The following is a 17,298-nucleotide window of genomic DNA, read 5'->3' as shown; positions in this document are numbered from 1 at the left end:
GGCAGGAAAGAGAACGAGGCGATGTACTTCACCGACCGGGGCATCGAGGAGCTGGCGGACCGGCGCGGCGCCGAGGAGGTCAGCCTGACGTGGCTGGCCGAGCGGCTGCGCGAGTTCGTCGACCTGAACCCCGAGTTCGAGACGCCCGTCGAGCGGCTCGCCACCTGGCTGGCCAGGCTGGACGACGTCGAGGACGACTGACCCCCTGACGCGATACATCTTGACTTTCCTTGAACGCGACATATCGTGTTCGGGGAGGCCGCTCGGACGGAAGGGCAGATCGCGATGTCGCGCTGGACGATCGACGAACCGACCACCCTGGACTTCGACGGCGTGGTCGCGCTGCGGACCACGTTGATCGCGGGGCACGTCTCGGTGCTCGCCTCCGACGAGCGGCCGGCCGTCATCGTCGGCGACGTGGAGGGCCCTCCCCTGCTGGTCACCCATGACGCGGGCATGTTGACGATCACCCACGAGAGGGTGTGGGAGGGCGTGCTGAGCTGGCTGCGCACCGAGCCGTGCCGCGCGGACGTCACGGTGACCGTCCCGCACGACTGCCCGGTCGGCCTCAACCTCGTGTCGGCGGACGCGGTCGTGACCGGCATGACGTCCCGGACGTCCGTCAAGAGCGTCTCCGGCGACGTGACGCTCGACGGGGTGGCGGGCGCGATCGACGCGGGCACCGTCACCGGCAGGATCGAGGCGCAGGGTCTGGACGGCGCGGTCTCGTTCGTCTCGGTCTCCGGTGACCTGTCCCTGGCGGGCGGGACCGTCGACCGGCTGACGGCGCGGACGGTCAGCGGGCGGATCGCCGCCGACGCGGCCCTGTCCGGCGACGGCGTGGTCGAGGTCACCACCGTGTCCGGCGGGGTGGCGCTGCGGATCCCCGACTCCGCCGACGCGCGGGTCGGCCTGAGCTCGGCGGCCGGCAGGATCGAGACGACGTTCCCGGAACTCGACGAGCAGGAGAGCCTCGTCGCCCGTGGCCGGGCCGGGACGCTCGGGAACGGCTCGGCGCGCCTCACCGTCAACACGGTGTCCGGCTCGATCACCCTCATCGGGCGGAACGACGACGCCCCCGACACCACCACCCCGCGAAGGGACAAGTGAGGATCACGTGAGCCCCGTATTCGGCCACGGTCGCCTGCGGCTGTACCTGCTGAAGCTGCTGGAGGAGAGCCCGCGCCACGGCTACGAGGTGATCCGGCTCCTCCAGGACCGGTTTCTCGGGGTGTACTCGCCGTCCCCCGGCACGATCTACCCGCGGCTCGCGCGGCTGGAGTCGGACGGCCTGGTCACCCATGAGGTGATCAAGGGCAAGAAGGTGTACTCGCTGACCGACAAGGGCCGCGAGGAGCTGGAACGCCGGATGGACGAGCTGGCCGAGTTGGAGGAGGAGATCTCCGCGTCGGCGCAGGAGTTCGCCCGCGGCGTGCAGGAGGACGTCCGGCAGACCGTCCGGTCGCTGCGCGAGGAGCTGACCCAGGCCGCCCGGACGATGCGCACCCAGGGCAAGGCCACGTCCAAGGACGCGTGGAAGGAGACCGGCGAGCGCCAGAAGGAGGAGTGGAAACGCCACAAGGAGTACTGGCGCGAGCAGCGGCAGGCGTGGAAGGAGGAGTGGCGGCGGAACTGGGAGGACGCCTGGAAGACGGCGACCGGCACCCGCGAGGACGTCGCCCGGCTCAAGCTGGAGCGTCTGCTCCGCACGTTCGTCGAGGACGTCCGCGAGGCCGCGGCGGCGTCGGGTCTGGACGACGACGGCCTCGCCGCCGCCCAGACCCTTCTGGACGAGACCCGCGAGCGGCTGAAGGCCGAGGTCCTCCGCCGCGCCGACCGGGCCTGACCCCGGCCCTCAGGGCGTGAAGACGATCTTGCCGAAGAGGTCGCCGTCGGCCATCGCGGCGAACCCCTCCCGCGCCCGGCTCAGCGGCAGCGTCCGGTCGATCAGCGGCCTGGTCCCCGTTTTGACGAGGAACCGCGCCAGCCGCTCCAGCTGGTCACGCGTCCCCATCGTGGATCCGACCACCGAAAGCTGGAGGAAGAACACCCGGTTCAGCTCCGCGGGGGGCACCTGCCCGCTGGTCGCGCCGGACACCACGATCCGGCCGCCGGGCCGCAGCGACTTCAGCGAATGCGACCAGGTCGCCTGCCCGACCGTCTCGATGACGGCGTCCACGCGCTCGGGCAGCCGCGCGCCCGGCTCGAACGCCGCGTCCGCGCCCAGCTCCAGCGCCCGCTCGCGCTTGGCCTCGCTGCGGCTGGTCGCGTAGACGCGGAATCCGGCCGCCGACGCCAGCGCGATCGCCGCGCTCGCGACCCCGCCGCCCGCGCCCTGCACCAGCACCGACGCCCCCGGCTCCAGTTCCGCCCTGGCGAACAGCATCCGGTACGCGGTGAGCCAGGCCGTCGGCAGGCAGGCCGCCTCCTCGAACGACAGCCCGGCGGGCTTCGGGACGAGGTTGCGGCGCGGCACCGCGACCTTCTCCGCCAGCGTCCCGGGGTGGACCTCCGACAGCAGCGAACGCTTCGGGTCGAGGGTCTCGTCGCCGCCGCCCCGGTCCGGGTCGCCGATCACGGCGTGCACGATGACCTCGTTGCCGTCCTCGTCGACCCCGGCCGCGTCGCAGCCGAGGATCATCGGGAGCCGGTCGGCGGACAGCCCGACCCCCTTGAGCGACCACAGGTCGTGATGGTTGAGCGCGGCGGCCCGCACCGTGACGGTCGTCCAGCCGTCCGGCACCTCGGGGTCGGGCCGCTCCCCGGTCGTCAGCCCGTCCAGCGGATTGTCTGCGTCGATCTGCGTAGCCGTGACAGCGAACATGGACGCACGATAGTCCTCCGCCCCATGTCCGAAATGGTCCGGCCCCCGGTCAGAGCACCTTGGACAGGAAATCCCGGGTGCGGGGGTGGCGCGGTTCGGTCAGGACGTCGCCGGGCGTGCCCTGCTCGACGACGACACCGCCGTCCATGAACACCAGCGAGTCGCCGACCTCACGCGCGAAGCCCATCTCGTGCGTCACCACGACCATGGTCATGCCGTCGAGCGCGAGCTGCTTCATGACCTCCAGGACCTCGCCGACCAGCTCGGGGTCCAGCGCCGAGGTCGGCTCGTCGAACAGCATCAGCGCGGGCTCCATCGCGAGCGCCCGCGCGATCGCGACCCGCTGCTGCTGCCCGCCCGACAGCTGCGCCGGGTAGCTGCCCGCCTTGTCGCTCAGCCCCACGCGCTCCAGCAGCGCGAGGGAACGCGACCTGACCTCCGCCTTCGGCTGCCGCTTCACCCGGTACGGCGCCTCCATGATGTTCTCCAGCGCCGTCATGTGCGGGAACAGGTTGAACCGCTGGAAGACCATGCCGATGTCACGGCGCTGCGCGGCCACCTCCCGGTCGCGCAGCTCGTAGAGCCTGCCGCCCGACTCCCGGTAGCCGACCAGGTGACCGTTCACCCACAGCCGTCCCGCGTCGATCTTCTCCAGGTGGTTGATGCAGCGCAGGAACGTGGACTTGCCCGACCCGGACGGCCCGACGACGCACATCACCTCGCCGGACTTGACCTCCAGATCGATTCCGCGGAGCACTTCGAGCCGTCCGAAGCTCTTGTGCACCGCCTCGGCCCTGACCATCAGACCGCCGGTCTCGTCCGCCGTGCTCATGCTCCGCCACCTCCCCCTGCGGCTCCGCCTCCGCTACCGAAACCGAGGGCGCGCAGGGCCGTCCGCTTGTCCCTGGGCTGCTCTCCCGCGCCGCGGGCGAAGTGCCGCTCGATGAAGAACTGGCCCGCGAGCAGGAAACTGGTCAGGATCAGGTACCACATGCAGGCCGCGACGAGCATCGGGAAGACGTTGAACGTCCGGGAGCCCACCGCCTGGAGTTGGAAGAACAGCTCGTTGGTGACCGGCACGAAGGCCACCAGCGAGGTGTCCTTCAGCATCGCGATGGTCTCGTTGCCGGTCGGCGGGATGATGACCCGCATGGCCTGCGGCAGGATGATCCGGCGCAGGGTCAGCGCCCGCGACATCCCGAGGGCGCCCGCGGCCTCCTCCTGGCCCGGGTCGACCGACAGGATCCCGGCCCGCACGATCTCCGCCATGTAGGCGGCCTCCGAGAGCGCGAGCGCCAGCAGACCGGCCATGAAGCCGCTCAGCAGCGTGCGCGCGTCGACGGTGAACAGCGTCCCGTCGATGTCGACGCCCATCAGGTCGCCGAGCGGGCCCGCGAACGGCACGCCGCCGATGTGGTACTTCGCGTACAGGATCCCCATGTTGCCGAAGAGGATGGCGAGCACCAGCCGGGGGACGGCCCGGAAGAACCACGTGTAGAGCCAGGCGACACCGCTGAGGATGGGGTTGTCCGACAGCCGCATCACGGCGAGCACGATCCCGAAGAGCACGCCGATCACCATCGCCAGCACGGTCAGCGCGATGGTGGTCCAGACCCCCTCGACGATGTTGGGCCGGAACGCGTTGTCGACGATGAACGACCATTTGAAGTTCTCGTTCGTCACCAGCATGTTGACGAACATCGCGGCCAGGACGGCGATGACGACCACCGCCACCCAGCGGCCGGGGTGCCGGACCGGCACGGCCTTGATGGCCTCGGGCCGCGCCGGGTCCGGCGTGTCCTTGGAGAGATCGGTCATGGTCTAGGGGTTCACGACCGAATCGTTGAGGGCACCGGCCTGGACGTTCCACTTCTCCAGGATCTTCTTGTAGGTGCCGTCACCCTGGAGCGACTTGGTGGCCCCGGCGATGGCCTTGGCGAACCGTGACTGCTCCTTGGCCACGACGAAGCCGTACGGGGCGGCCTCGTAGATGTCGCCGAGCAGTTCGAGCTGGCCGTTGGTCTTCTGCACCGCGTAGGCGATGATCGGCGAGTCGGCGAGCCCGGCGTCGTCCTTGCCGGACACGATGGCCGCGGTCGCCTGGTCCTGCCCCTGGTACTGGTCGATCGTGATCGCGGGCTTCCCGGCGTCCGTGCAGGCCTTCGACCGCTTCTGGACGTCCTCGACCTGGACGGTGGCCTTCTGCACGGCGACCTTCTTGCCGCACGCGTTGTCGGGCTGGATGCCCGCGGGGTTGCCCTTCTTGGTCGCCCACTGGGTGCCCGCGTTGAAGTAGCTCACCATGGTGACGGCCTTCTTGCGCTCGTCGTTGATGGTGAACGAGGAGACGCCCGCCTCGTACTTGCCGGACTGGACGCCCGGAATGATGTCGTCGAACTTGCTGGTGACCCATTCGGTCTTGAGTCCGAGCTTGGCGGCCACCGCGTCGAACAGCTCCCGGTCCCAGCCGACGACGGTCTTCCCGTCGGCCTCCAGGAACTCGTTCGGAGCGTAGGACGAGTCCACGCCGATCACGATCTTGCCGTCCGACTTGATCGAGTCCGGGACCATGGCGACCAGTCCCTGGTCGACGCCGCCCGAAGCGGTGATCGACGGGCCCGCACCCGTGTCGTCCTTCTTCTCGCCGCAGGCCGACAGCGCGAGCGCGCCCGTCAGCACAAGCACGCCCGTCACGATTCCGTGACGGCGCAGAGAACCGGTGATCACTGGTCCCCCTCCAGATGGTTGCGTCGGATCCGCGTAGATCCAAAGGTCAGGTGCACATCTTTCACCACAACTTCCATGATCCGGATAAAGGGTGCGAAACAATAGCGCAACGAGCGGGCCCCGGACCGGTACAGCAACCCTCCTCTACCCCACGGACGGCAACCGGACGGCTACAGGTCGGCAACGCCCACGTGACTGTCGCCACCACCCCGGCCGACGGGCCCGCGACAGCGGGTATGGCACAATCGGACAACGGGTGACCCCCGTTCGTCGCACGAGATGACCACCGGGTGACCGGCCACCACACCACTCCACCTCGGCGGCATCCAAGAGAGCCAGTTTTCCGATGACAGGGGTCGCCGTGTCCGCTCAGCCCGTTTCCACCGATCCGTCCTCACTGGACGACGATCCGGCCTTTCCACTGCATCGTGGCGGAAAGCTGGAGATGCGCTCGACCATCCCCGTCCGTAACAAGGACGACCTTTCCCTGGCCTACACACCCGGCGTCGCCCGCGTCTGCACGGCGATCGCCGACCGCCCGGAGCTGGCGTACGACTACACGTGGTCGTCCCGGGTCGTCGCCGTCGTCACCGACGGCACCGCCGTGCTCGGCCTCGGTGACATCGGCCCCGCCGCGTCCATGCCGGTGATGGAGGGCAAGTCCCTGCTGTTCAAGGAGTTCGCCGGGGTCGACTCCGTGCCGATCGCGCTGAGCTGCACGGACGTCGACGAGATCGTCGACACGGTGGTCCGGATGGCGCCGAGCTTCGGCGGCATCAACCTGGAGGACATCAGCGCGCCCCGGTGCTTCGAGATCGAGGACCGGCTCCGCGACGCGCTCGACATCCCCGTCTTCCACGACGACCAGCACGGCACCGCGATCGTGGTGCTCGCCGCCCTCACCAACGCGGCCCGCCTGGTCGGACGCCCCCTGTCGGACCTGCGCGCGGTCGTCGCCGGAGCGGGCGCCTCGGGCATCGCGGTCTCCCGGATCCTCATCGAGGCGGGCATCGGCGATATCGCCCTCTCCGACAGCAAGGGCATCATCTACGAGGGACGGGACGGCCTGAACCCGTCGAAGGAGCAGATCGCCGCCATCACCAACCGGTCGAAGTTGAAGGGCTCCACCGAGGAGGCGCTGCGCGGCGCGGACGTGTTCCTCGGCCTGTCCGGCAGCACCGTCCGGGAGTCGTGCATCGCCACGATGTCGGACGACGCGATCGTCTTCGCCCTCTCCAACCCCACCCCGGAGGTCCACCCGGAGGTGGCGCGCCGGCACGCCAGGGTGGTCGCCACGGGCCGCAGCGACTATCCCAACCAGATCAACAACGTCCTGGCGTTCCCCGGCATCTTCCGCGGCGCCCTGGACGTCCGCGCCCACTCGATCACCGAGGGCATGAAGCTCGCGGCGGCGACCGCCCTCGCCGACATCGTCGGCGAGGACCTCTCCCCCGACTACGTGATCCCCGGCCCCTTCGACGAGCGGGTGGCCCCCGCCGTCACCGAGGCCGTGGCCGAGCAGGCCCGCCGCGACGGCGTCGCCCGCGTGTGAACAGCGGCCAGTAGCGTCCGACGACCCGTCCGACGATGAGCGCGTCGGGGACGGCGCCGAAGTCCCAACTGTCACGCCGTCCCGGCGCACTCTGGTTGTCGCTCTCCAGCCACCACCCGTCCCCCGACCGACGGGTCGCCCGCTTGACGATGAGAACGTCCCCCCGCTCAGGGTGCCGCGCCACGACGAGATCACCGACACCGGGCCGAACACCGACACGCACGAGCAACCAGTCCCCCGGCCACAATCCAGGCGCCATCGACTCGCCGGCCACCTCGACGGTCATCAACCGCCGCCGCGCCCGAACCAGCAAGGCCACGCCGATCAACCAGACCGCCGGACGCCACATGCTCCTCCTCAACCGCCCGCATACATCGACGGACGGCGGTCATGAAGTATTTCCGGGGCCAGACCCCGGGTCTTAGGCCGAATTACCGAGCGCCCTGGCCGGACGGCCCCGGTGCCACAAGGGTAATGTCGGTGACCTGAGCATGATCCGCAACGAGGGAAGGGATTCGCAGGTGTTGCTCAAGCTTCTGCGCCCGAAGACCACGGTGTCCGCGCACTGCGACCTGCCGTGCGGCGTCTACGACCCGGCGCAGGCCCGGATCGAGGCCGAGTCGGTCAAGGCGATCGCCGAGAAGTACGCGGCCAACGACGACCCGGAGTTCCGCGCCCGCGCGATCCTGATCAAGGAGCAGCGCTCGCAGCTCGTCAAGGAACACCTGTGGGTCCTGTGGACCGACTACTTCAAGCCGCCGCACTTCGAGAAGTACCCGCAGCTCCACCAGCTGTTCAACGAGGCCACCAAGCTGGCGGGGGCCTCCGGCACCAAGGGCAGCATGGACGTCAAGGTCGCGGACGAGCTGCTCGCCAAGATCGCGGAGATCGACAAGATCTTCTGGGAGACCAAGCAGGCCTGACCCGCGCGACCGTAGAGGCCCGACCCCACCGGGGCCGGGCCTCAGCCGTGCCCGACCACCCCGGTTCCGAAAAGAGCGTTGCCCACCGGGGCATGCGCCGGTCATTCTTCTAGGTGGGTGTCCGGGCAAGGTCGTGCCCGGCGCGGACTGCGAACGTGGCGGTGCGTGTGAGCGACGAGATCGAGTGCCCGGAGTGCGGCGGAACGGGAGAGGAGCGCCTAGGCTCCCTCCGCCTGTTGTGCGCGCTCTGCCAGGGCCGCAAACAGGTCGGCGGCAACACCGAACCGCCCGACGACGAACCACGGGCCGTATGGGAACATCCGGCGGTCCGGAGTTCGGGCCTGTGCCCGCACTGTCTGGGCGCGGGCGTGGTCGTAGCGGGCGGCAACTACGCCGAAGCGCCCTGCCCGGTGTGCTCGGTCCGCGACCGTTGATCACCCGCAGCCGCGGCGATGGCGTCCCCGGTAAGCCGGTACACCGTCCACTCGTCCTGCGGCCGAGCCCCCATCGCCTCGTAGAACGCGATAGCCGGCTCGTTCCACGTGAGAACAGACCACTCAACGCGCCCATACCTACGCTCATCAGCGATCCGCGCCAACTCGCTCAGCAACGCCTTCCCATACCCGAACCCCCGCACCCCCGGCTCCACATAGAGATCCTCCAGATAGATCCCATGCGTCCCGTTCCAGGTCGAGTACGTGAGAAACCACACAGCGAACCCGACAACGCGCCCCTCATGCTCCGCCACATGAGCGAAGACCGCGGGATCGTCCCCAAAGAGACTCTCCCGCACCTGCTCCTCGGTCGCCTTCACCGAGTCCAGGCTCCGCTCGTACTCCGCAAGCTCCCGGATCAACCGCAAGATCTCAGGAATGTCCTCAACCACAGCACCCCGAATCACCAGAGCAGGCTACAAGACTCAACCCCCCCAAACCCCAGCGCAACCACCCCCACGATCACACCCCCGCGTCCCCCCAAACCCCCGCACCCACGGACGTATCCCCCACACCCACAGACGCACCCCCCGCACCCACGGACACACCCACCCGCACCCACAGACGCGCCAACCCCAGCCACCACAGCAACCCCCGACAACCTCAAGGTTTGCGATCGCGTCCGAAGGCAGGTTCGAGCCTGCGAGAACCTGATCGCGCAGCGAGCCGCAAGGCGAGCCGAAGCGATGCAGCGATCGCACGTAGTACGTGACGGCTGAGGCCCTCCAGGGCCTCAGCCGTCACGTACTACAAATAAACACAGCGCGGCGAAGTCTCGCAGTGGTGCTCTCAGGCGGTAGTTTCGGTAGCAGCGGGACCATCCTGCGAGGGAGTGACGTGACCGAGGAAACCGCTGCAATGCCGACCAGTACGAAGTTGTCCGTCCGCGACGTGGTGACGGTGAAGTTGCCTGCCGCGAGCGCCTACCTGTCCGTCCTGCGGACCGCGACCGCGGGTCTCGCGGCGAGGTTGGACTTCACGCTGGATGAGATAGAGGACCTGCGTATCGCCGTCGATGAGGCGTGCGCGATGCTGCTGGCCCAGGCGCTGCCGGGGACGGACCTGGTGTGCGAGTTCGAGTTGACGGGGGACGCGATGCGCATCTCCGTCTCGGTGCTCACGGTGGACGGTGAGGTGCCGAGCCGCGACACGTTCGCGTGGACGGTGCTGTCGTCGCTGGCGGGCGAGGTGGACGCTCAGGCGGGCGCCGACGACCGGGTCACCGTGACGCTGCAGAAGCGCCGCGGTTCGGCGGGGGTCTCGTGACGGAGAAGACGACGATCGCCGGTGCGGGCAACGAGCGGTCCGACAGCGCGGTGCCGGACCGTGCTCGGGCGCGTGCCTTGTTCGAGCGCCTCGCGGTCCTGCCGGAGGGCGATCCGGAGCGTCAGCGCATCCGTGATGAGCTGGTGGAGTTGCATCTTCCGCTGGTGGAGTATCTCGCCCGCCGGTTCCGTAACCGCGGTGAGTGGCTGGACGATCTCATCCAGGTCGCCACGATCGGTTTGATCAAGTCGATCGACCGGTTCGATCTGGAGCGGGGTGTGGAGTTCTCGACGTACGCCACGCCCACGATCGTCGGTGAGATCAAGCGGCATTTCCGCGACAAGGGCTGGGCGGTGCGGGTGCCGCGGCGGCTGCAGGAGTTGAAGCTGTCGCTGACGAAGGCGATCAGTGATCTCGCGCAGCGGGAGGGCCGCGCTCCGACGGTGAGCGAGCTGGCGGCGCATCTCCAGATGAGCGAGGAGGAGGTGTTGGAGGGCCTGGAGTCCGCCAACGCCTATTCCACGGTGTCGTTGGACGCGCCGGATTCGGGGGACGAGGACGCTCCGGCGGTGGCCGATTCGCTCGGGATGGTGGACGAGTCGCTGGAGGGCGTCGAGTACCGCGAGTCGTTGAAGCCGCTGTTGGAGAAGCTTCCGGCGCGGGAGAAGAAGATTCTTCTGTTGCGGTTCTTCGGGAACATGACGCAGTCGCAGATCGCGGCGGAGCTCGGCATCTCGCAGATGCACGTTTCCCGGTTGCTGGCGCGGACGTTGGCGCAGCTCCGGGAGGGTCTCACCGCCGACGAGTAGGGCCGGGGCCCGGGTCAGTCCTTGGTGGGCTGTTCTTTGAGGCGGTCTTTGAGGCGCTGCCCGAGGCTGCGGGGTTCGCTGGGGCGTGGCGCGGGCTCGACGGCCTTCGGTGTGGGTTTCGGGGCCGCTTCGACGGCTTGTCCGTCTTCACGGTCGTCGCCGGGTTCGGTGTCGTCGTCGTCTTCGAGGAGCCAGGCGGTGCTGGGCGGGCTGAGGACGGCGATGAGGGCGAGGACGGCGACGACGCCCATGGGGATGGCGATGGCGGGTCGTTCGGACTGCCACAGGGACCAGGCGATGGGCAGGGCGAACAGTTGGGTGAGGACCGTGGGGGCGCGGCTCCACTGGTCGGCGCGCAGGAGTCCGCGGGCGCAGGCGAGCATGCCGAGTCCGCCGGCGAGGGCGAGGACGGTGACGCCGATGGCGCTGGCCTCGTCGACGGCGGCGCCGGTGGCCGTCTCGACGCCGGTGTAGACGCCGAATCCGATGGCGCCGGCGCCTTCGAGGGCTTCGAGGGCGGCGGCGGCCCGCACGGTGATGGGACGTTTCGACACAACCCGAAACCCTACTCGCCCGGGGTGGGGCGTGGCGCGGAGGCGGAGGCGGGGCGAACGCATCCGGAACGGTCGATACCCTGGCGCCGTGCGCGCGATGCTCATCGCCAACCCCATGGCGACCTCCACCTCCCGGCGGGCCCGTGACATTCTCATCCGGGCGTTCTCCGGTGATCTCGATCTGGTTCTCGCGGAGACGGGCCATCGCGGTCATGCGATGGAGTTGTCCCGGCAGGCGGCGGTGGACGGCTACGACGTCGTGATCACGCTGGGTGGGGACGGGACGGTGAACGAGGCGGTGAACGGGCTTCTGGCGGAGGGACCGTCGCCGGATGTGCCTGCGCTCGCGGTGTTGCCGACGGGGAGCACGAACGTGTTCGCGCGGACGCTCGGCCTGCCGGGGGATCCGATCGGCGCGACGAAGGCGGTGCTGGAGGCGCTGCGGGCGGGGCGGTACCGGACGATCGGGCTGGGCACGGCGTCCCATCCGGACGGTGGGGAACGCTTCTTCACGTTCTGCGCGGGTGTCGGGTTGGACGCGGAGGTCGTCCGGGAGGTGGAGCGGCGCCGCGCGGCGGGGGCGACGGCGTACAACTCGTTGTACGTCCAGACGGCGCTCCGGCATTTCTTCTCCGGGACCGATCGGCGGCGTCCGGCCCTCACTTTGGAACAACCGGGACGTCCGCCAAAAACTGGACTGTTCCTTGCTTTCATCTCGAATACGTCGCCGTGGACTTTCATGGGTCGCCTTCCGGTGAATCCGAGTCCCAAGGCGAACTTCTCCCGGGGGCTGGACGTGTTCGGAATGCGTTCACTGGACGTCGGTCCGACGCTCGGCGCGGTGGCGCAGATGCTGACCGCGCGGCACCGTCCCGTCCTGGGACGACACGTGGTGAACGTGCACGACGCCGCGGAGGTCACATTGCGCGCGGAGCGTCCGATGGCCTTTCAGTTGGACGGCGACTACCTTGGCGAGCAGCGCGATGTGACGTTCCGGTCGGTCCCGAAGGCGATACGCATCGTCATTTGACTCCGTATGGCCTGCCAGGTGAGAGCCAAGTAACAGGTCTGACCTCCGGGTGTGACACATGCGACACCCATACTTTGAGAATCCTTTCTCAAAGGTCTTGCGTCGCCCGGCGCCCCCCTGACACGCTCAAAGTGCGCCCGCCGATGAGAGGCCCCAACGCCGTCGGTCTCCGTCTCGCAGCGCCGCCGAACATTCACCCTGGACCTGGCTACCGCCACCCGGGTGTTCGCGACATGTGAAATCGTTCACAAGAGTGGAGTTCCTCCACTACCCGACGAAGGAGTGGACCGCATGGACTGGCGCCACCGCGCAGCCTGCCGTGACGTGGACCCCGAGTTGTTCTTCCCGATCGGCAACACCGGACCCGCGATTCTCCAGATCGAAGAGGCCAAGCAGGTGTGTCGCCGCTGCGACGTGACCGACGCCTGTCTGCGCTGGGCGCTGGAGTCCGGCCAGGAGTCGGGCGTGTGGGGCGGCATGGGCGAGGACGAGCGCCGTGCCCTGCGCCGCCGTGTCTCCCGGGCCCGCGCACGCGTCTGACCGCCCCCAATCCGAGGCCGCGTCTCAGGCCGTCCCGGGCGGTGGCTGGCGCCGCTGGAACTGCGGGTTGGTGAGGGGCACGTCCACCACCACCTCGGTGCCGCCGCCGGGCCGGGGCCGGAAGTCGAGGCGACCGCCCAACTCCCCGACGATCAGCGTTCGGACGATCTGAAGGCCGAGGCTGGTGGCGCCCTCCACGTCGAAGTCCTCGGGAAGGCCGACGCCGTCATCGGCGACGACCGTGACGAGCCGGCCGCCCTCGTCGTCCGTCCCCCCACTCCCCGACCCCTCACCGCCGGGAATGTTCCGGCCCGGAGCCTCACGCTCGGCTGGGTGGTCGCCGTCGCCGGAGCGGCGCGCGACCACTTCGAGGGTTCCGAAGCGGTTCGCCAGACCGTGTTCCAGTGCGTTCTGGAGCAGCTCGGTGAGCGCCATCGCCAACGGTGTGGCGATCTCGGCGGGCAGCACCCCGAAGCTGCCGGTCCGCTTCGGCGTGACCTTGGTCTCCGGGGTGGAGACCTCCGCCGCCATCGTGATGACCCGGTCCGCGATGTCGTCGAAGTCGATCAGCTCGTCGGGGGTGTGCGACAGCGTCTCGTGCACGATCGCGATGGACCCGACGCGGCGGACCGCCTCGTCCAGCGCCGCCCGCCCCTCCGGGATCTGCAACCGCCGCGCCTGGAGCCGCAGCAGCGCCGCGACCGTCTGCAGGTTGTTCTTCACCCGGTGATGGATCTCCCGGATGGTGGCGTCCTTGGACAGCAGCTCCCGGTCACGCCACCGCAGCTCGGTGACGTCCCGGCACAGCACGATCGCGCCGATCCGCTCCTCGCTGACGACCAGCGGGATCGTCCGGAGCTGCATGATCGACCCGTGCGCCTCCACCTCGACCTCGCGGGGCGCCCGGCCCGACAGCACGACGCTCAGCGCCTCCTCCCGCGGCTCCCCCGTGTCGCACAGGTCGGCGGTGACCTGCCCGAGCGCCTCGCCCACCAGGTCGGCCGGGTAGCCGAGCCGCCGGTACGCCGACTGCGCATTCGGGCTGGCGTAGACGACGCGGCCGGAGCGGTCCAATCGCATCAGGCCGTCGCCGACGCGCGGCGAACGGACCATGTTGGGCCCGTCGTCCGACGCGGGGAACGTCCCCTCGCAGATCATGGTCGCGAGATCGCTGGCGCTCTGTAGGTACGTCAGTTCCAGCCGGCTCGGGGTGCGGGCGGAGCTGAGGTTCGTGCTCCGCTGGATCACGCCGAGGACCTTGTCGGCGCGCCGCACCGGGATCGACTCCTCCCGGACGGGAATGCCGCTGCCCCACTCGGGGTCGCCCTCCCGGACGATCCGTCCCTCGCGCCAGGCCACGTCGATCAGCCCGCGCCGTCCCGTCCGGACGATCTTCCCGACGAGGTCCTCCGGGTAGGCGGTCGGCCCGGTCGTCGGCCGCATCTGCGCGATCGCCACCCAGCCCGGAACGCTCGCCCCCGGGTCCGGCGCGGCACGCCGGGCGCCGCGGGAGTGCCGGTCGGTGTCCGGCGCGGCGGCGTCCAGCGCGTCCGCCGACCGCAACGGCACCCAGAGCAGCAGGTCCGCGAACGACAGGTCGGCGAGGAGCTGCCAGTCGGACACCAGCGCGTGCAGCCACTCCAGGTCGGCGGCCGCGAGATCGCTGTGATCGCGGACAAGATCGGTCAAGGTAGGCACGCCACCATCATCGCCGATGGGTTTTGGTGCCCCGGCCCGCACCCCGAATCCGGGCGACCTGGAAGAATTCCCGCATGTTCGCAGCAGGGGATCCGCTGGCCAGGCTCCGTGACGCGGCGGCGCGGCGCGCCGAGGCCGGGCTGCGCCGGACGCTGCGTCCCCGGCACGGCGGCCCCGGCGGGCTCGTGGACCTGGCGTCCAACGACTATCTCGGGCTCGCCTCCGACCCCCGCGTCGTCGAGGGCGCCGTCGCCGCCGCCCGGGCGTGGGGCACCGGCTCGACCGGTTCCCGCCTCGTCACCGGAACGACGGAACTGCACGCCGAACTGGACCGGCGGCTCGCCGCGTTCACCGGCAGCGCCGCCGGGCTCGTGTTCTCCTCCGGCTTCCTCGCCAACCTCGGCGCCGTCACCGCCCTCGCCGGGCCGGGCACGCTCGTGGTGTCCGACCGGGTCAACCACGCCTCGATCGTGGACGCGTGCCGGCTGTCCCGATCACGGGTCGCGATCGTCCCGCACCGCGACGTCGTCGCCGTCGAAAGGGCCCTCGCGGACAGGGACGAGGAGCACGCGGTCGTCGTCACCGACGCCGTGTTCTCCGTGGACGGCGACCTCGCGCCGCTGCGGGACCTCCACACCGCCGTCCGGGCGCACGGCGCGCTGCTGATCGTCGACGAGGCGCACGCGCTCGGCGTCGTCGGCGACCACGGCCGCGGCGCCGCGCACGCCGCGGGCCTCGCGGGCGAACCCGACGTGATCCTCACCGTCACGCTGTCGAAGTCGCTGGCGGCGCAGGGCGGCGCCGTCCTCGGCGCCCCCGAGGTGATCGACACCCTGGTCGACACCGGCCGGTCGTTCATCTTCGACACCGGCCTCAACCCGCCCGCCGCCGGGGCCGCGCTCGCCGCCCTCGACATCCTCGAAACAGATCCCGGCCTTCCCGTCCGCGCCCGCGACCGGGCCCGCCGGATCGCGGACCTCGCGGCCGGTTCCGGCCTGGAGACCGCCGACCCGGCCGCGGCCGTCGTCCCGGTGTTCCTCGGCGAACCGCACGTCGCCGTCCACGCCGCCGGGATCTGCGCCGAACACGGCCTTCACGTCGGCTGCTTCCGGCCGCCGTCCGTCCCCGTGGGCCGTGCGTGCCTGCGTCTCACCGCACGCGCCACACTGGACGAATCGGACCTCGTCCACCTCCGAGAGGCCCTGGCGAAGATCGCCTGTTCTACCGGCCGTAGTCTTCACACGTAACATCGGGGAAAACCGGTGATGAACGTGAGGAGATGCCGTGACGGAGGTCAGGGGCGGGCCCCGGCACGGGGGCGGATTCGAGCACGGGTACGACCGGGTGCCGCTGGGTGACGTCGGGAAACGCCACCCGAACCAGGCACCCCGCATTCCCAAGTACTACAAACTCAAAGAGCTTCTGGTCGAGCTGATCCAGTCGCTTCCCCCGGGCAGTCCGCTGCCTCCCGAACGGGCTCTCGCCGAGAAGTACGAGACGTCCCGTACGACCGTCCGCCAGGCCCTCACCGAACTCGTCGTCGAGGGGCGCCTGCAACGCATCCAGGGCAAGGGCACCTTCGTCGCCAAGCCGAAGGTGTCGCAGGAACTCCAGCTCGTCAGTTACACCGAGGACATGCGGCACCACGGGCTCCGCCCCGAGACCCGCATCCTGGACGCCGGCTACGTCAGCGCCGACGAACGCCTCGCCACCCTCCTCGCCATCCGCCCCGGCGGCCGTGTCCTGCGCGTCCACCGGCTCCGCCTCGCCGACGGCGAGGCCATGTCCATCGACACCTCGCACCTGCCGGCCCGCCGCTTCCCCGGCCTGCGCCGCGAACTCCCCCGCCACCGCTCCCTGTACGAGACGCTCGCCACCGCCTACGACGTCCACCTCACCGAGGCCGAGGAGACGATCGAGACCGTCCTCGCCACCCCCCACGACGCGCAACTCCTCGGCGTGGACGTCGGCCTCCCCATGCTGCTGCTCTCCCGGCACGCCTTCGACACCACGGGCCAGCCCGTCGAGTGGGCCCAGTCCCTCTACCGAGGCGACCGCTACAAGTTCGTCACCCGCCTCCGCCGCTGACCCCGGCCAGCCCACCGCGTCCAGATTTTCGACCACAAGTTCGAAGGATCTGGCTACGCTGAGTACAAACCTTCTCTACGATGACCGGGAGCAGATCGTGAGGGAAAGGTCGCAGAACGTGGCGGAGACCTTGGTTTTCAACCTTGACGACCTGTCCGACAACACCCTGTGGGACATGTGGGTGCGCGGCGAAGTGGAGGACCTTCTCGATCTTCCGTACGAAGGTATACGGGTCGAGATCATCGGGGGTCAGATCGTCGTGTCACCGGCACCGACCGTGGCGCATGCAGGGATTCTCACCGACATCAGCACGGCGTTGACGACCGCCCCGTCGAGGGACCGCGACGTCCCATGGGTGCCCACGCAGGTCGTCAACCTGTGGCGAGAGACGGCGGGCAAGTCCGCGATCCCCGATCTCGTCGTTCTGGCGGCGGACGTGCTGAAAGCGGCCGCCAACGCCGACGCTTTCGGGCTGTCGCCTGACGAGATCGAGATGGTGGTCGAAGTCACCTCGCCCGGCAACTCCGAACAGGACCGCCCACCGACAAGCGGGCGCCGACTGGCGGAACCCAACAAATGGTCCCGCTACGCCCAAGTCGAGATCCCCTACTACCTTCTCGTCGATCGATCACCGAAGGAGGCCAAGACGACCCTCTACTGCATCCCAGACCGCTCCACGGGCGCTTACCTACATCGGGAGTCGTGGGAGTTCGGCGAGACGATCCAGTTGCCGGAGCCGTTCAACGTCGAGATCGAGACTAGGCGTTGGCAGCCGTGGAAGAAGTAGAGCAGG

At 69.5% G+C, this 17,298-nt stretch carries 21 protein-coding genes; 13 read left to right on the top strand and 8 right to left on the bottom strand.

Going from position 1 to position 17,298, the window contains the following annotated elements:
• Positions 1 to 21 precede the first annotated feature (21 nt).
• The 3 genes from D0T12_RS16140 to D0T12_RS16130 all read left to right on the top strand — a co-directional run bounded on the left by D0T12_RS16140 (position 22) and on the right by D0T12_RS16130 (position 1,846).
• On the top strand, positions 22 to 201 hold the full coding sequence (locus tag D0T12_RS16140) for a DUF6104 family protein (RefSeq protein ID WP_117400354.1): 180 nt from the start codon (positions 22 to 24) through the stop codon (positions 199 to 201).
• Between the two features lie 84 nt (positions 202 to 285).
• Complete coding sequence (locus tag D0T12_RS16135) at positions 286 to 1,110, top strand: DUF4097 family beta strand repeat-containing protein (protein ID WP_117400479.1); 825 nt, start codon at positions 286 to 288, stop codon at positions 1,108 to 1,110.
• A 7-nt stretch (positions 1,111 to 1,117) separates the two neighbouring features.
• Complete coding sequence (locus tag D0T12_RS16130; protein WP_117400353.1) at positions 1,118 to 1,846, top strand: PadR family transcriptional regulator; 729 nt, start codon at positions 1,118 to 1,120, stop codon at positions 1,844 to 1,846.
• Positions 1,847 to 1,855: 9 nt separating this feature from the next.
• Here D0T12_RS16130 and D0T12_RS16125 read toward each other — a convergent pair whose 3' ends face one another.
• The 4 genes from D0T12_RS16125 to D0T12_RS16110 are packed head-to-tail and all read right to left on the bottom strand — an operon-like array spanning position 1,856 to position 5,509.
• Positions 1,856 to 2,824 (bottom strand): zinc-binding dehydrogenase, encoded by a 969-nt coding sequence (locus D0T12_RS16125; protein WP_117400352.1) that lies wholly within the window; start codon positions 2,822 to 2,824, stop codon positions 1,856 to 1,858.
• A gap of 49 nt (positions 2,825 to 2,873) precedes the next feature.
• Entirely contained in the window at positions 2,874 to 3,656 is a 783-nt protein-coding gene (locus D0T12_RS16120) for an amino acid ABC transporter ATP-binding protein (protein ID WP_117400351.1), read from the bottom strand.
• Positions 3,653 to 4,642: an amino acid ABC transporter permease gene (locus D0T12_RS16115; RefSeq protein ID WP_117400350.1), complete on the bottom strand. Its 990-nt coding sequence runs from the start codon at positions 4,640 to 4,642 to the stop codon at positions 3,653 to 3,655. Before D0T12_RS16115 ends, D0T12_RS16120 begins: the two co-directional genes overlap by 4 nt.
• A gap of 3 nt (positions 4,643 to 4,645) precedes the next feature.
• Positions 4,646 to 5,509, bottom strand: a complete 864-nt coding sequence (locus D0T12_RS16110) for an ABC transporter substrate-binding protein (RefSeq protein WP_233526093.1) — start codon at positions 5,507 to 5,509, stop codon at positions 4,646 to 4,648.
• Between the two features lie 388 nt (positions 5,510 to 5,897).
• On the opposite strand from D0T12_RS16110, the gene D0T12_RS16105 reads away from it, so the two are divergent.
• The gene (locus tag D0T12_RS16105; RefSeq protein WP_117400348.1) at positions 5,898 to 7,103 is read left to right on the top strand and encodes an NAD(P)-dependent malic enzyme; all 1,206 of its coding nucleotides are present in this window, start codon (positions 5,898 to 5,900) and stop codon (positions 7,101 to 7,103) included.
• Here the strand turns inward: D0T12_RS16105 and D0T12_RS16100 are convergent.
• Positions 7,051 to 7,452, bottom strand: a complete 402-nt coding sequence (locus tag D0T12_RS16100) for a S24 family peptidase (RefSeq protein ID WP_267900405.1) — start codon at positions 7,450 to 7,452, stop codon at positions 7,051 to 7,053. The genes D0T12_RS16105 and D0T12_RS16100 overlap by 53 nt on opposite strands.
• Before the next feature lie 172 nt (positions 7,453 to 7,624).
• Between D0T12_RS16100 and sodN the strand changes: the two genes are divergently transcribed.
• Together sodN and D0T12_RS34880 are read left to right on the top strand one after the other, a co-directional pair.
• Entirely contained in the window at positions 7,625 to 8,026 is a 402-nt protein-coding gene (sodN, locus tag D0T12_RS16095) for a superoxide dismutase, Ni (RefSeq protein WP_199487475.1), read from the top strand.
• 155 nt (positions 8,027 to 8,181) lie between these two features.
• On the top strand, positions 8,182 to 8,460 hold the full coding sequence (locus D0T12_RS34880) for a hypothetical protein (RefSeq protein ID WP_147339525.1): 279 nt from the start codon (positions 8,182 to 8,184) through the stop codon (positions 8,458 to 8,460).
• Here D0T12_RS34880 and D0T12_RS16090 read toward each other — a convergent pair.
• Entirely contained in the window at positions 8,415 to 8,927 is a 513-nt protein-coding gene (locus D0T12_RS16090) for a GNAT family N-acetyltransferase (protein WP_117400346.1), read from the bottom strand. The genes D0T12_RS34880 and D0T12_RS16090 overlap by 46 nt on opposite strands.
• A gap of 430 nt (positions 8,928 to 9,357) precedes the next feature.
• Here D0T12_RS16090 and D0T12_RS16085 point away from each other — a divergent pair, with 430 nt between their 5' ends.
• Both D0T12_RS16085 and D0T12_RS16080 read left to right on the top strand, forming a co-directional pair.
• Positions 9,358 to 9,786, top strand: coding sequence for an ATP-binding protein (locus D0T12_RS16085; RefSeq protein ID WP_117400345.1), 429 nt, complete (start codon positions 9,358 to 9,360; stop codon positions 9,784 to 9,786).
• A gap of 50 nt (positions 9,787 to 9,836) precedes the next feature.
• Positions 9,837 to 10,595 (top strand): RNA polymerase sigma factor SigF, encoded by a 759-nt coding sequence (locus D0T12_RS16080; RefSeq protein WP_117400477.1) that lies wholly within the window; start codon positions 9,837 to 9,839, stop codon positions 10,593 to 10,595.
• Between the two features lie 14 nt (positions 10,596 to 10,609).
• On the opposite strand, the gene D0T12_RS16075 is transcribed toward D0T12_RS16080, so the two are convergent.
• The gene (locus D0T12_RS16075; RefSeq protein ID WP_199487474.1) at positions 10,610 to 11,149 is read right to left on the bottom strand and encodes a hypothetical protein; all 540 of its coding nucleotides are present in this window, start codon (positions 11,147 to 11,149) and stop codon (positions 10,610 to 10,612) included.
• A gap of 97 nt (positions 11,150 to 11,246) precedes the next feature.
• On the opposite strand from D0T12_RS16075, the gene D0T12_RS16070 reads away from it, so the two are divergent.
• Together D0T12_RS16070 and D0T12_RS16065 are read left to right on the top strand one after the other, a co-directional pair.
• Positions 11,247 to 12,179: a diacylglycerol/lipid kinase family protein gene (locus tag D0T12_RS16070; protein ID WP_325050813.1), complete on the top strand. Its 933-nt coding sequence runs from the start codon at positions 11,247 to 11,249 to the stop codon at positions 12,177 to 12,179.
• A 291-nt stretch (positions 12,180 to 12,470) separates the two neighbouring features.
• Positions 12,471 to 12,719 (top strand): WhiB family transcriptional regulator, encoded by a 249-nt coding sequence (locus D0T12_RS16065; protein WP_117400343.1) that lies wholly within the window; start codon positions 12,471 to 12,473, stop codon positions 12,717 to 12,719.
• Between the two features lie 24 nt (positions 12,720 to 12,743).
• Here the strand turns inward: D0T12_RS16065 and D0T12_RS16060 are convergent, their stop codons facing one another.
• Positions 12,744 to 14,417, bottom strand: coding sequence for a sensor histidine kinase (locus D0T12_RS16060; protein WP_117400342.1), 1,674 nt, complete (start codon positions 14,415 to 14,417; stop codon positions 12,744 to 12,746).
• A gap of 74 nt (positions 14,418 to 14,491) precedes the next feature.
• Here D0T12_RS16060 and D0T12_RS16055 point away from each other — a divergent pair, with 74 nt between their 5' ends.
• The 3 genes from D0T12_RS16055 to D0T12_RS16045 all read left to right on the top strand — a co-directional run bounded on the left by D0T12_RS16055 (position 14,492) and on the right by D0T12_RS16045 (position 17,292).
• On the top strand, positions 14,492 to 15,664 hold the full coding sequence (locus D0T12_RS16055) for an 8-amino-7-oxononanoate synthase (RefSeq protein ID WP_117400341.1): 1,173 nt from the start codon (positions 14,492 to 14,494) through the stop codon (positions 15,662 to 15,664).
• Between the two features lie 97 nt (positions 15,665 to 15,761).
• Complete coding sequence (locus tag D0T12_RS16050) at positions 15,762 to 16,505, top strand: GntR family transcriptional regulator (protein ID WP_117400476.1); 744 nt, start codon at positions 15,762 to 15,764, stop codon at positions 16,503 to 16,505.
• Between the two features lie 97 nt (positions 16,506 to 16,602).
• Entirely contained in the window at positions 16,603 to 17,292 is a 690-nt protein-coding gene (locus tag D0T12_RS16045) for a Uma2 family endonuclease (RefSeq protein ID WP_147339524.1), read from the top strand.
• Positions 17,293 to 17,298 lie beyond the last annotated feature (6 nt).

It is taken from the genome of Actinomadura spongiicola (genome assembly GCF_003432485.1).
GTDB classification, from domain to species: Bacteria; Actinomycetota; Actinomycetes; order Streptosporangiales; family Streptosporangiaceae; genus Spirillospora; species Spirillospora spongiicola.
Note: the sequence above shows the minus strand (reverse complement) of the source record. Positions and strands in the feature narration are given on the sequence as shown.